The sequence below is a fragment of the Streptosporangium jomthongense genome (assembly GCF_042650425.1).
In the GTDB taxonomy this organism is placed as follows: Bacteria; Actinomycetota; Actinomycetes; order Streptosporangiales; family Streptosporangiaceae; genus Streptosporangium.
The window spans coordinates 1-12,916 of sequence record NZ_JBHSBC010000051.1; the positions used below are offsets into that span (position 1 = coordinate 1).

Genomic DNA, 12,916 nt, shown 5'->3' on the forward strand with positions numbered 1-12,916 from the left:
GCCATTCCTGCAGCCCAAACGACTTAGGACTTACTCGTCTAGGCCTCCTCGCATGCGATCTCGGGCGGGCAGTTGGCCTTCACGCCGCCGAACCTGACCCGGGTACCGCCAGGCACGCTCAGCCGGTAGTCGGCGCCGCAGTCGCCGCCCCCGCATTCGTAGTCGATGGCCATGCGGTCCTCGCGCCACGACTCGGTGTGGCGCTTGGGGCCGGTCCAGCGCAGCCTGCGGTCGACCACGACCTCGCCCGCAGGCCCGGTGACCACGGTGATCGTCACCGGGCCGCTGGAGTCGACCTCCATCTCGTCTCCGGTCAGCCGGTACGTGGTGCGGGTGGTCTCCGAAGCGGGCACGATCGGCTCGCGGCTGTTGCTGTGGATCAGTACCGCGCCCCCGGCGATCGCGGCGGCGGCCAGCAAGGTGGTGACTCCGAGGATCTTCTTCATGCCTCAAAGGTAGGAACTCGCGGCCCTGGCGAACGATGGTGCTGCGTTCCCACTTGAGGGTGGTGCTGGTATCACCTCCGAACCGGGGGCCATCATCATCCGCCGCGCGGCGGGGGAGAAGTTCATCCGTTGGTCCCATGCCGCGCCACGATCGGGACTTCTAGCGTCAGGACCATGTTGCACGCACACCGCTGGCTTGCCACCGCCATCGCAGGGCTGGCCATGCTTCCCGGACTCCCCGCCCACGCCGCCTCAGCCGCTCCGACCTGGTGTCCCACGGTCCCCGGTCACCAGGTCGAATGCGACACCGTCAGCCGCCCGCTCGTCCAAGCCGACCCGGCGCTCGGTACCGTCGACGTCGCCTACGCCCTCATCCGCCGGTCCGCCGCCTCGGCCCCGGCCGCAGGCACCATCGCCGTCAACCCCGGCGGGCCCGGTAACGCGCCCATCCCCCTCACCGGCTTCTACACCGCCCTGCTCGAACCGCTTCTCACCGACCACGACCTTCTCCTGGTCGATCCGCGGGGCACGAACGCCTCCGGCGCCCTGAACTGCGGCCTCACCCTCGACACCCTGGCCGGACGGGCCGCGGTCCAAAGCGCCGTCGCACGCTGCGGTGCCGTACTCGGCCCTCGAAGCCGCGGCTACACCGCCACCGCCGTCAGTGACGACATCGACGCCGTCCGCGCACGCATCGGCGTCGAACGCCTCCATCTCATCGGGCAGTCCTACGGCACCTACCTCATGCAGGTCTACGCCCGCCGTCACCCCAGCCGCGTCGCGTCCATCGTTCTGTCCGGAGTCCTACCGGTCGACGCCGACCCGCTCCAGGGACCGGGCGCCCGCGCCTTCCCCGGCATGCTGCGCACCGTCTGCGAACGCAGCGCCGGAGCGTGCGACGCCGACACCGCCGTCGCCGATCTGCGCACGTTCGCCACCCGCCTCCGCGCGCGTCCGATCACGCTCGTCGTGCCCGACCCCGGTGGCGGTGCCAGCCGTACGGTGACCTTCACCGAGGGCATGCTGGCCGGCCTGGCCCTGCAGAACGCCGCCAGCAGCAACCGCGGAAACCCCGCCACCATCGGGGTGATGGGCCGCTTTCCCGCCATGCTGCACGATGCCGTACGCGGTGACTACGGACGGCTCACCGCCTTGGCCCAGCGCCTGTGGCCCGGGCGTGGCGGCGACATCAACGAATCGACGGCCTCCGCCATGGGCTGCAACGACTTCCCCGTGCTGTGGCGGCCCAACGCACCGTTGACGCAACGCGCACGACAGTACGGCAGAGCGCTGGCACGCACGGCACCCGGCCGGACCGGGCCCTTCAGCCCCGAGGCGACCGGTTCGGCCCGCTACGGCTTCGGTGACTTCTGCCTGCAGTGGCCGAAGGTGAAGGGCGTACGCCCGTACAGGCCGTCGGGCACCGCGCCGGACGCACCGGTGCTGCTGCTCTCCGGCGATCTGGACGCCAACACACCCGCCACGCAGGCGGCACAGGTCACCCGATCATTCACCCGCACCCGCCAGATCGTGCTGCCCAACCTCGGCCATCTGGTGGACTTCGAACGCAGCGGCTGCGTCACGGGTCTTGTCTCCCGGTTCGTCCGCACCGGCGACCCCGGTTCCACGGCATGCTCCGCTCTGATCCCGCCCCTCAAGGTCGAACCCGTCACTCCATAGCTCCGACGCCGTTCGGTCAGGGGATTCGAGGCCCGATCACGTGGCTGAGACCCCTCAGACCCCGAACAACTCCTAGATGAGGTCCAGGCCGCCGTCGACGGTGAGGACCTGGCCGGTCAGCCAGGTCGTGTCGGGATCGGCCAGACGCAGGTACGGCAAGACGGCCCCGGCGAGCAGGCTGGGCGCGGTGACGTTGAGGGCGAACAGGTCCGTGATGCTTCGGCGGTGGCCTCGCCCAGGGGCGTCACCATGGTGGCTCCGGCGTTGTTGACCAGGACGTCCACCCCGCCCCACAGGCTGACGGAGGCGTCGACGACCTTCTGGGGCGCGTGCGGGTCGCGCAGGTCGGCGACGTGCACGGCGATCCCCGGATGACCGGCGGCGGTCTCCTCCCGTGACTGACCGCGGCGGGCGACGCCGCGCACGTCGGCACCGGCCTGGGCGAACCCCCGGACTGTTTGAGGCGGTGTTGGGGGTGGCCGACGACCCCAACCACGCCTGAACCCGTACGGCTGAGCGGCCCGTACCCGGAAACGTCCGAAGGCCGGTCTACCGGGGGCGGGAGGCCAGGGTCACGGCGGTGAGGAGGACCAGGGCGACGGCCAGGACCGGGACCGGGCCGAGGTTCAGGAAGAGGACCGCGCCGGTCAGGGCGCCGGTGAACAGGGCGGTTATCGAAACCGAACGGCGTAGCCCGGCCCGTTCCGGTGGGTCGGCGGCCAGGAGGGTGAGGGTGCTGGTCAGGACGGTGATGGTGACCAGGTCGGGCACCGCGAGACGACGTGCCGCGGCGTTCTGCAGGCCCATGCCGTACCCCAGCAGGGCGATCAGCGCCGCCCGGACGCCGGCCGTACGGTGGTCCGCCAGCAGGGCGACCACGAGGGCCGCCGCGACCAGGAGGGCGTGCACGGCCGTGAGGACCGTGAACTCCCGCCGCGCCCGCGGCATCCACCGGGCCAGGCGTCCGGTGCTCCAGGCCCCTGCGGTGAAGACCGCCACGGCCAGGGGCGGCGCCCAGACCGACAGCTGCGGGTCACCGGCCAGGGCGAAACCGAGGAAGGCCACGTTGCCGGTCATGTTGGCGACGAAGACCCGGCTCAGCCCGAGGAAGCTGAGCGCGTCCACGAGTCCGGTCGTGACGGTCAGCACGACCAGCAGGGCGGGCAGCACCCCGTGCCGGTTCGCCCCGGGAACGAACAGCAGGTCGGAGACCCGCCGCAGCCCGCCCCTCACGACCGTCCCCGCGTACGGCTCCGCGCCCCCACGACGCCGTTCATCCCCGAACTCCCCATCGCCGTGCCGACGTGAGACGGTTCCTACCCGCGAAGGCACCCGGACCCAACGCGAGGAGACGCCGCCCGCGCCACCGTCGTCGGAAACCGCCCGACCGGCTCGCCGTACCGGCCACGGCCCTGAGGACCACCGCGCCGTCCTCGTCGGCGACCGCCCGACCCCGCCTCCGGGGCACGGCCGAGGTGGCCTGATCCGGTCTCCGGGAACTCCGGTGGTGACGCGGCCGTTTGGCCGAATGATCACATCTCACAGGCATCGGTAGCAGGAGAGGAAGCCGTGATCTTCAAACGGATGCTGGGAGCCTTCGGTGTCGGAGGTCCCTCGGTGGACACGGTTCTGGCCACCCCGCGTGTACAGCCGGGCGGGACACTGCACGGCGAGGTGCGCATCAAGGGTGGTGACTTCGACGCCGAGATCGAGTACGTCTCGCTCGGCCTGGTCGCCAGGACCGAGTCCGAGCACGGCGACGGAGAGTACGTGGGGCTGGTGGAGTTCCACAACGTCTCGGTCTCCGGGCCGTTCTCCCTGCGCACCGGTCAGGACAGGGTGATCCCCTTCCAGATCACCGTCCCGTGGGAGTCTCCGCTCTCGGAGATCGGCGGGCAGCACCTGCACGGCATGGCCCTGGGGGTGCGCACCGAGCTGTCCATCGCCGCCGCCGTCGACAAGGGCGACATGGACCCGCTGGCGATCGAGCCGCTGGCCTCCCAGGAGGCGGTGCTGCGGGCCTTCTCCCAGCTCGGGTTCCACTTCAAGAGCGCCGACCTGGAGACGGGCCACATCCGTGGCGTCCACCAGCAGCTGCCGTTCTACCAGGAGATCGAGTTCTATCCGCCGCCCGCCTACTCGGGGCGGATCAACGAGGTCGAGCTGACCTTCGTCACCAACCCGGGCGGGTTCGACCTCATCCTGGAGGCCGACAAGCGTTCGGGCGGCCACAGCCACGGCGGAGACTCCTTCGCCCACTGGCAGAGCGACCACCACGGGGCGCCGCACCGCGACTGGGCCGGTGAGATCAACAACTGGCTCGCCGCCCTGTCCCACGGCGGTCACGGTGGCTTCTCCGGCCATCACGACCCCTACGCCCACGGCGGGCACCACGACGAGTACCACGGCGGCCATCATGGCGGTCACCACGGCGGCCACCACGGTGGGGGTCCCGGCTGGGGCACGGTCGCGGCGGCCGGAGCGGCCGGTCTGGTCGGTGGTTTCGTCGCGGGCGAGGTCGTCGAGGAGATCTTCGAGGGCGACGACGAGGGCGAAGGCGACTGGTAGGACCGCCGCCCGGCCTGGACGGGCGGTACGGCCTCGAACGACCTCGTCCGGGTTCGGATACGCCCTGCCATACGGCCTTGGACCGCCTCAGCCGGTCGGCCTCGGATGTGTCCGGCCGTACGGCCTCGGGTCCAGGTGGCGAGACGTGATGTGGCCCCCGCCCTGACACGGGCGGGGGCCACGTCTGTTCTCGTGGAAGGGGCGGCTACGACCGGCGCCTGCCGTACTGGCCTGCGGCGAAGGCGACGCCGACCGCGGCCAGGGCGATCTGGATGATGAGCTCGATCCAGTCGACCCCTCGGGTGCTGGCCACGCCGAGCACGGTCGCGATCGCCGTGCCGATCAGCGCGGCGACGACGCCGATCACGACGGTGAGCCAGACCGGGATGTTCTGACGGCCGGGAACGACGAGTCGTCCGAGGACGCCGATCACAAGACCGACGACGATTGCGGAGATGATGCCGGTCACTGCCATGGTGCGCACACTCCTGTGAGCTGCCTCCGACCGGGGGGTGGAGGCGGTCAACCTGACGTCGCGTCAACGACCGGGCGCCCCGTCGCGGTTCCCGGAGTTCTGAGCGCCGCCCCGTGAGGCGGCGGCGCTCAGAAGGTCATCAGGAACTCGTAGACGTTCAGCAACGTCATCAGGATCCACAGAGCGACGGCGGGAAACCGGGCGCGTCTCCACCAGAGACCACCCCCGCCAGACAGAACCACGATGTTCTCTCCCTCGATCGCGGCCCCCCTCCTACTCTGCCCGATGCGCCCGGGGTTCGGGGGCAACGTCACGCAAAGCCACGCCGGGTTCCCTCCCGCCCGTGTCCGTCTCCTGAGAGCGATTTCCCGGGCCCCGCGTGTGCTCCGCCCCTCACCGGTACGCTCGGGGTATGATCCGCGACCTTTTGAACGTCTATGACCAGCAGATGCGCGGTGTCCCTCTCAGACCCCCTTCCGGTGTCTCCCACGAGCAGGACGGTCCGGTGCTGCGGGTCGTCGGCGAGCACCGGGGGCTGGTGACCGGGCCCCGTGACCTGGGGATCGAGGGCGCGGCTCTGGACACGCTGATCGCCAGGCAGCGCGACTACTTCGCGGCGCGCGGTGAGGCGGTCGAGTGGAAGACCCGGGGGCACGACCACCCCGAGGACATCGTGGAACGGCTGGTGAAGGCCGGTTTCCACGCCGAGGAGACCGAGACGGTCATGATCGGCCTGGTGTCCGAGACGGCGGCCGAGCCGGTCCTGCCCGCCGGGGTCGTCCTGCGGGAGGTCCACGACCTGGCCGACCTGCGGCGTATCGCCGCGATGGAGTCCGAGGTGTGGGACACCGACATGGGGTGGCTGGTCGACGACCTCTCGGCGCGGCTGACCACCGCGCCGGACGACATGACCGTGCTGGTCGCCGAGGCCGACGGGCGGGTGGTCTCCGCGGCGTGGCTGGTCTACCGGCCGGGTACGGAGTTCGCCTCGCTCTGGGGCGGTTCGACGCTGGCCTCCTGGCGCGGCAGGGGCATCTACCGGGCCCTGGTCGCCGAGCGGGCGCGCAGGGCGGCCTCACGCGGGGTGCGTTATCTCCAGGTCGACGCCTCCGACGACAGCAGGCCGATCCTGGCCCGGCTCGGCTTCCACGCCGTCACCACGACCACCCCCTACGTCTGGGCCCCCTGACGCCGGTCGGCGGGAGATCGCCGAGAGCGCCTCGTGGGCGGTCAGCCGGTGCCCGGTCGCGGCCGGGTGGTCGCCGTCGTCGGCGAGCAGGGCGGTTCGCCCCTCCCCGCCGGGGGCACGTACGCTGCTCCCGCCTCCGTCAGGTTCTTCTAAGGGTTTCGTGCGCCAGGACGGCGTGCGGTGACTTTCCTCACTCCTCACGTTATCCATGAGGTCCAACCCCAGGTCAGGCCGTACGGCACGGCGGCGATCACCGGGACCGGCATAACGCTTGCCTGTGAACCATCTCCCGCTTTCTCCGCTTAACCCACGACCATGGAACGCTCTGGACAAAGCGAACAGTGAGTGTCGGATGGAGACCAAGGTGTCATCGGGTAACGCGGGATCGACGTGGCGTCTCCGCGGCCGGGCGATCGCCTCGGCCGCCGCGATCGTCGCTGTGACGCTGGTCGCGGCGGCCTGCTCGACCGGCGGGGAGGAGGGCCCGGCGACCCCCGACGCGCAGCGGTTCAGCGCCGCTCCCGAGGCCTCACCCGTCAAGATCGCCAAGCCTCCGTCGGTCGACCCCGGATGGCCCCGCTGGGGCTTCACCCACACCGGGGTCAGCGCCAACAACATCACCGAACGGTTCGAACGGGACGTGAGCCGGGCGCTCGCCCCGACCCCGCTCCTGCAGAACCAGCACATCATGGGCTTCGGCGCGCTCAACCCCGAGCCCCACCCCGGGGACTACTACTGGGAGGACCTCGACAGCCGGATGAACCTCATGCGGCAGTCCGGCGGCACCCCCGTCATCACGCTCTGCTGCGCGCCCGACTGGATGAAGGGCGGCCCCCAGGGACCGACGGAGGAGTCCGCCTGGAAGGAGCACCTGGAGGACGCCCCCTACCCCGAGCACTTCGACGACTTCGCCGAACTGAGCGCGGCCGTCGCCGCGAGGTACCGCGACGTCAAGTACTTCATGGTCTGGAACGAGCTCAAGGGGTTCTGGAAGGACCACTCCAAGCCCGCCGACTACAAGGGCTACACCGAGCTGTACAACAAGGTCTACGACGCGGTGAAGAAGGTCAGGCCCGACGCCAACATCGGCGGGCCGTACATCGGCTTCGACACCAACCGTGAGGGCGACTCCGAGCTGCGGGGGCCGTGGGGGGTCGTCAACCAGAACGTCCTGGACGCCTTCGACTACTGGTACAAGAACAAGAAGGGCGCCGACTTCGTCGTGGTGGACGGCGCCTCGCTGACCGACGCCCACGAGATGCTGCCCGACGCCTTCGGCGCGCTGGGCAAGTTCAGCGCGGTCACCTCCTGGCTGCGGAAGAAGACCGGGGACATGCCGATCTGGTGGTCGGAGTGGTACTTCGTCCCCGAGGACGGCACCTCGTGGCCCCTGCCCAAGCGGCTGGCCGTACAGGCGGCCTCGATGATCGAGTTCGCCAGGAGCGGCGCGGCGACCGCGCTGTACTGGAACCCGCAGGCCAAGAGCGACCCCTGCGACGGCTGCATGTGGGACCCGAAGACCGGCGCCCTGCTGCCGACCGGCAATCTGGTGAACGACTTCGCCAGGTGGTTCCCCGCCGACGCCAAGCTCCAGGACGTCACCTCCTCCGACCCCGCGGTCCGGGTGCTGGCCCAGCCCCGGCAACTGGTGATGGTCAACACCACCGAGGAGAAGGTCGACGCGACCGTGGACGGCAGGAAGGTCACCCTCCAGCCCTACGAGGTCAAGTGGAGCGCCCGCTGACCCGGGTCATTCGAGACGGGTCGGCGGGGTGTGGACCTGCTGGAAGATCACTGAGGTCTTGAAGCCGACGATCTCCCGGCGTTTGCTGAGGCGGTCCAGCAGGAAGGCGTGCAGGTGCTCCAGGTCCTGCACGGCGACGTGGAGCAGGAAGTCCTCGTCCCCCGCCACGACGAAGACGCTGAGCACCTCGGGCAGCGCCGCCGCCGCGCGCTGGAAGGTGTCGATGACCTCCCGGCTCAGCGGCCGCACCCGGACGGAGATCATCGCCTGGGTGGTCCGGTTGAGCGCCGCCGGGTCGATGTCGGCGTGATAGCCGCGGATGACGCCCCGGCGGGTGAGGGCGCGGACCCGTTCCAGACAGGTCGAGGGGGCGACGCCGAGCTGTCTGGCCAGTTCCCTGTTCGACTGCCGCGCATTCGTTTGGAGCAGGCGCACTATCTCCGAATCAAGTTCGTCCATGCGTGGATCATCACGGGTTTTCCGGCCGAACGTTCGGTGACAGCGCCGATCAACCGTTCATGTGACTAGCTTCTGGCGGTATGACAGGACACAAGCTGGGCGCCTGGCAGGGAACGGCGTTGCTGGTCGGGGCGGTTCTCGGGCCGGGGATGCTGGTGCTCCCCCACCTCGCGGCCGTCTCGGCGGGCCCCGCCTCGGTGCTGGCGTGGGTCGGGTTGCTGGCGTTGAGCGTGCCGGTCGCGGCCACGTTCGCGGCACTGGGCACCCGCAACCCGGGGGGCGGCGGGGTCTCGGCCTTCGTGAGGCCGGTGTTCGGACCACGGGTTTCCGCGATGGTCGGCTGGTGGTTCTACGGCGCGGTGCCCATGGGCACGCTGGCCGGGGCGCTCATCGGCGGCCAGTACGTGGCGGCGAGCCTCGACGTCACCGGAACGGGCGCCTCCGGCCTCGCGGGCGTGGTCGCGGGAGCACTGCTCGCGGGGGCGCTGGCGGCCAACGCTGCGGGGCTGCGGGTCTCGGGACGGCTACAGCTGGTCATGGTGCTGACGCTCGTCGGGCTGCTGGTGGTCGCCGTCGCGGCGGCCGCCCCCTCGATGACGACCGCCTATTTCGCCCCTTTCGCCCCGTACGGCCTGGCCGGGGTGGCCGACGCGGCCGGGGTGCTGCTGTTCGCGTTCGTCGGCTGGGAGGTGGCCAGCCACCTGTCCGGTGAGTTCGCCGACCGGCGGCGCGGGCTCATCCGGGCGACCGGGGCGACGCTGGCCGTGATCGCGGTGCTGTACCTGGGGGTCGCGTTCGTGGCGACGGGCACGGGCGCGACCCGGAGCCCGGTGCCGCTGACCGTCCTGCTGGAGATGGGCGTCGGACCCGTGGCGCGGCCGGTGACCGGTGTGGTCACGCTGCTGCTGACGTTCGGGGCGGTCAACACCTACATCGCGGGGGCCGCCCGGCTCGGAGCCGCCCTGGCCGCCGAGGGCGCCCTGCCCCGCCGTTTCGCCGACCCGGCCGGTGGGGTACGGCGGAGCCTGGGGCTGCTGGCGACGTTGACGGTCGGGGTCGCGGTGGTGGCGCTGGTCTCCGGGCTGGGAGTGGACCCGTTGATGCGGGCCACGTCCGCGTGCCTGGCCGCGGTGACGACGGCGGGCACCGCCGCGGCGATCCCGACGCTCACCGGGGGCAGGCGGGCGGTCGCCGTCACGGCGACGATCTCCTCGGGGGTGGCGACGGCGTTCTGCGGGTGGTACCTGCTGGTTCCGCTCGCCCTGGCGGCGGTCGCCATACTCGGGTTCCGTGCCCGCCCGGCCCTGGCCGTGCGGGGAAGGTAGGCCGCTACGCGCGCTGGTCGCCGTGCGCCTCGGGCAGCCCGCCCACCTGGGCCGGTTGGTCGCGGAAGGTGGAGGCGAGGACGCGTTCCTGGGCGCGGGCGCCCCACTCCTCGACGCGGCGGCGTCCGCCGGGAAGGGCGCCGAGCACGCGGTAACGGAAGGTGTTGCCCACGATCGCGAGGACGGGCGCCCACGGCAGGCGGGCCGGAAGTCCGAGGTCACGCATGCCGGACAGACCGACGAACGCGGTGAGCATGCTCAGGGCGCGGGCCCGCTCGTAGCGCTGGTGCATACGCTCGACCAGGGCGTTCCCGTGGCCGAAGGCGCGCATGCGCTGGGCGTCGACGGTCACGCGGGCCAGGTCCCTGCCCGCCTGGGACTGTCCCCCCGCGGACAGCAGGATGTGGTAGTTCATCCGGTGCCGCACGTTCTCCTCGTCCGTGAGGAAGTCGGGGGCGACGCCCATCAGCCATCCGACGTAGCGCCACAGGTGCATGAGGTCGTCGCGTTGCCTGCGGCTGAGGGGAACCCCCAGCGCGAGGCAGCCCAGGATCACGGCGGCGTCGAACAGGCCCAGCGTTCCCGCCTGGTCGGCCTGGTTGACCGGCAGCCCCCAGCGCCCGCTGTCCCACCGCGGCTCGAACCGTGAGTTGACCAGGGCGTGCATCGCGCGCACGTGGACGGTCAGCCGCCACCCTTCGGCGCCGGGTCGCATGCCGCCGGGCCGGGTGACCTCGTGCGTCCACTTCTGGGTCTCGGCGAGGCGCCTGAGCGTGTTGTCGCCGCCGAGTCCCTCGGTGAGGACGAGGAGGTCGGCCGGTCCGCCGAAACGGTAGCCCCCGATCAGCGACAGGTCCAGAAGCACGTCGTTCGCGTTGCGGCCGAGGTAGCGGAAGGCCACGGCGCCCCGCTCGACCCGATCCCAGTCGACCCATTCGGGCACCTCGACGAGTTCGTCCATGAACCGCCTGAGCGCGGGCGGCAGGTCGTCCGCCCGGTGGGGCGCGACGCGGAGGGCGGCGGCCACCTGGCGGTGCGTGACACGGCCGGGGTCGCCGGGGGGAAGGCGCATCGCCCCGGCCAGGTCGGCTCCGAGTTCGTCACGCTCCAGCAGGGCGGCGCGGAGCCGTTCCATGAACGACTCGTCGACCTCGGCGCCGACGCGGGTGAGCCGGAGCATCGGACGGGAGATGTCCCGGCCGCGCTGTTCGGCCTCTCGGAAGCGCGTGGGGTGGCGCTCGGTGACAACGGGGGTCATATCCACATTGATAACGCGATAAATCACCCGCATCCAATCCGCATATGCCCGGAATGCGCCTCAGCAGGAACAATGCCGGACCACGGTGTCGTGGTGACCGGCTCGTCGGGAGAGCCTTCGCTCCGCCGAACCGGTTCCGTACGGCCCGCACGTCCTTGATCCGGGGGCCGGACACGACCAGGGCCTCCCCGCGGTGACGGGGAGGCCCTGGTCGGGTGAAGGTCAGGAGAAGACCTGTTGGATGACGCTCTCGCCGTCGCCGACGATCCTGCGGAAACGGCGGGCCAGCTCGACCGCCTCCTCCTTGGAGCGCACCTCGACCAGGGCGAACCCGGCCACGGCCTCCTTGGCCTCCGCGAACGGGCCGTCCGTCACGGTGATCTCCCCACCGGAGGAGACCAGCCGTACGCCCGCGGGCTCCAGGCCGCCGGTGGCCAGCAGGACGCCGGCCGCCGTCAGTTCCTCGACGAAGGCCGCCATCTCGGCGTACAGCCGCTCGTCGGGGGCGGTCTCGGAGGGCTTGGTGGTCATCAGGTAGCGCATGGTGGTTCCTCTTCCTCGGTGTGCTGTTCCATTCTCCGCCCCTACGTCGATCGAGCGATGTGACAGGGAACGGTGGCGTTCCCTGTCACATCGCTCGATCGACGTGTCAGCGAAGAACCCGGCGCAGAAAGGCCAACGACATGACCGCCGTCCAGCTCCCCCGCACCACCTCCACCACCGCTCCCGTCACCTCCCGCATCTCTCGCGCCTCGCTGACCTGCCTGGCCGTCGCCGCTCCGCTGTGGGCGGCCGTCTCCCTGGCCCAGGCCGCGACCCGCGAGGGCTTCGACCTGCTCCGCCACCCGCTGAGCGCGCTGAGCAACGGCTCCCTCGGCTGGCTGCAGATCGCCAACTTCGTCCTCGCCGGGCTCCTGACCGTCGCCGGGGCGAGCGGTCTGCGCCGGGCCCTTGAGGGCGGCCCCGGCGGGCGGTGGGCGCCGCGCCTGGTCCTGGCCTACGGCGTCGGCATGGTCGCCGCCGGTCTCCTCGTCATGGACCCGGGCGACGGCTTCCCGGCCGGCACGCCGTACGGCATGCCGCAGGCGCTGAGCTGGCACGCCTACGGCCACATGGCGGCGGGCACGCTCGCCTTCGGCACCCTGATCGCCGCCTGCTACGTCCTGGGCCACCGCTTCGGCCGTACCGGGGAGCGCGGGCTCGCCGTCGCCTCCCGCGGCGCGGGCACCGCCCTGCTGGCCGGTGACCTGTGGGCCATGACCGGCGGTACGGCCGGCTCCCTGACGCTGGCCGTCGGCGCGATCACGGCGATGCTCTGGATCTCCGTGGTCGCTATCCGCCACCGGTGAGGCCTCTCGGGAAGAAAACCGCGGTCCGTGCGGGAAGACACGGACCGCGGTTTCCCGCATATCCCCGGGCGGCTCGCCTCTCGCCGCCCCCGTGGCGCATTGCGAATCTACCTGCGAAAAGAATTCCTACGTATACGCATTTCTCCTGATATCGACAGCCGTTTCTGCCATGCATCCTTTGTCGTGTCGCCGAAAAAACCGGTGACGCCCGTGGCTCCGGCCCCGGGACGTTCTCTTGGAGGAGGAGACATGAAGCCGACCACGAAGATGAAGAAGATCACTGTCCGTCGCGCCGGCGACGTCCGTCTGACCAGCGCCACGTGCTCCTGCCCTTACCCCCAGGCCAACTAGTAGCCGCCGGGTAACGGAACGAGGCTGTGCGCACCGATCCGTGCGCACAGCCATCCGGCCTCTCAGGGACCG

The 12,916-nt window shown here is 71.0% G+C and carries 13 protein-coding genes; 6 read left to right on the forward strand and 7 right to left on the reverse strand.

The annotated features are described in order from the left end of the window. Positions 1–38: 38 nt before the first annotated feature. The gene (locus tag ACFOYY_RS38590) at positions 39–446 is read right to left on the reverse strand and encodes a hypothetical protein (RefSeq protein WP_386196214.1); all 408 of its coding nucleotides are present in this window, start codon (positions 444–446) and stop codon (positions 39–41) included. A gap of 174 nt (positions 447–620) precedes the next feature. On the opposite strand from ACFOYY_RS38590, the gene ACFOYY_RS38595 reads away from it, so the two are divergent. Then, positions 621–2,126, forward strand: coding sequence for an alpha/beta fold hydrolase (locus ACFOYY_RS38595; RefSeq protein WP_386196216.1), 1,506 nt, complete (start codon positions 621–623; stop codon positions 2,124–2,126). A 116-nt stretch (positions 2,127–2,242) separates the two neighbouring features. Here ACFOYY_RS38595 and ACFOYY_RS38600 read toward each other — a convergent pair whose 3' ends face one another. Further along, positions 2,243–2,551, reverse strand: coding sequence for an SDR family NAD(P)-dependent oxidoreductase (locus tag ACFOYY_RS38600; protein ID WP_386196218.1), 309 nt, complete (start codon positions 2,549–2,551; stop codon positions 2,243–2,245). Between the two features lie 124 nt (positions 2,552–2,675). Then, complete coding sequence (locus tag ACFOYY_RS38605) at positions 2,676–3,359, reverse strand: YoaK family protein (RefSeq protein WP_386196220.1); 684 nt, start codon at positions 3,357–3,359, stop codon at positions 2,676–2,678. 336 nt (positions 3,360–3,695) lie between these two features. Between ACFOYY_RS38605 and ACFOYY_RS38610 the strand changes: the two genes are divergently transcribed. Continuing rightward, on the forward strand, positions 3,696–4,694 hold the full coding sequence (locus tag ACFOYY_RS38610; protein WP_386196222.1) for a sporulation protein: 999 nt from the start codon (positions 3,696–3,698) through the stop codon (positions 4,692–4,694). Between the two features lie 205 nt (positions 4,695–4,899). Here ACFOYY_RS38610 and ACFOYY_RS38615 read toward each other — a convergent pair whose 3' ends face one another. After that, entirely contained in the window at positions 4,900–5,169 is a 270-nt protein-coding gene (locus tag ACFOYY_RS38615) for a GlsB/YeaQ/YmgE family stress response membrane protein (RefSeq protein WP_386196224.1), read from the reverse strand. A 412-nt stretch (positions 5,170–5,581) separates the two neighbouring features. Here ACFOYY_RS38615 and ACFOYY_RS38620 point away from each other — a divergent pair, with 412 nt between their 5' ends. After that, positions 5,582–6,358 carry a GNAT family N-acetyltransferase gene (locus ACFOYY_RS38620; protein WP_362784203.1) on the forward strand — a complete coding sequence of 259 codons (777 nt, stop codon included), beginning with the start codon at positions 5,582–5,584 and terminating at the stop codon, positions 6,356–6,358. 364 nt (positions 6,359–6,722) lie between these two features. Next, positions 6,723–8,102 carry a xylan 1,4-beta-xylosidase gene (locus tag ACFOYY_RS38625; protein WP_352015431.1) on the forward strand — a complete coding sequence of 460 codons (1,380 nt, stop codon included), beginning with the start codon at positions 6,723–6,725 and terminating at the stop codon, positions 8,100–8,102. 6 nt (positions 8,103–8,108) lie between these two features. Here the strand turns inward: ACFOYY_RS38625 and ACFOYY_RS38630 are convergent, their stop codons facing one another. Continuing rightward, complete coding sequence (locus ACFOYY_RS38630; RefSeq protein ID WP_352015432.1) at positions 8,109–8,561, reverse strand: Lrp/AsnC family transcriptional regulator; 453 nt, start codon at positions 8,559–8,561, stop codon at positions 8,109–8,111. Positions 8,562–8,641: 80 nt separating this feature from the next. On the opposite strand from ACFOYY_RS38630, the gene ACFOYY_RS38635 reads away from it, so the two are divergent. After that, positions 8,642–9,886 carry an APC family permease gene (locus ACFOYY_RS38635; RefSeq protein ID WP_386196226.1) on the forward strand — a complete coding sequence of 415 codons (1,245 nt, stop codon included), beginning with the start codon at positions 8,642–8,644 and terminating at the stop codon, positions 9,884–9,886. A gap of 4 nt (positions 9,887–9,890) precedes the next feature. Here the strand turns inward: ACFOYY_RS38635 and ACFOYY_RS38640 are convergent, their stop codons facing one another. Together ACFOYY_RS38640 and ACFOYY_RS38645 are read right to left on the reverse strand one after the other, a co-directional pair. Then, positions 9,891–11,144 carry an oxygenase MpaB family protein gene (locus ACFOYY_RS38640; protein WP_386196228.1) on the reverse strand — a complete coding sequence of 418 codons (1,254 nt, stop codon included), beginning with the start codon at positions 11,142–11,144 and terminating at the stop codon, positions 9,891–9,893. A gap of 222 nt (positions 11,145–11,366) precedes the next feature. Further along, on the reverse strand, positions 11,367–11,687 hold the full coding sequence (locus ACFOYY_RS38645; protein ID WP_352015435.1) for a YciI family protein: 321 nt from the start codon (positions 11,685–11,687) through the stop codon (positions 11,367–11,369). Positions 11,688–11,827: 140 nt separating this feature from the next. Here ACFOYY_RS38645 and ACFOYY_RS38650 point away from each other — a divergent pair, with 140 nt between their 5' ends. After that, positions 11,828–12,493 (forward strand): DUF998 domain-containing protein, encoded by a 666-nt coding sequence (locus ACFOYY_RS38650; protein WP_386196230.1) that lies wholly within the window; start codon positions 11,828–11,830, stop codon positions 12,491–12,493. The last annotated feature ends 423 nt before the right edge of the window (positions 12,494–12,916 follow it).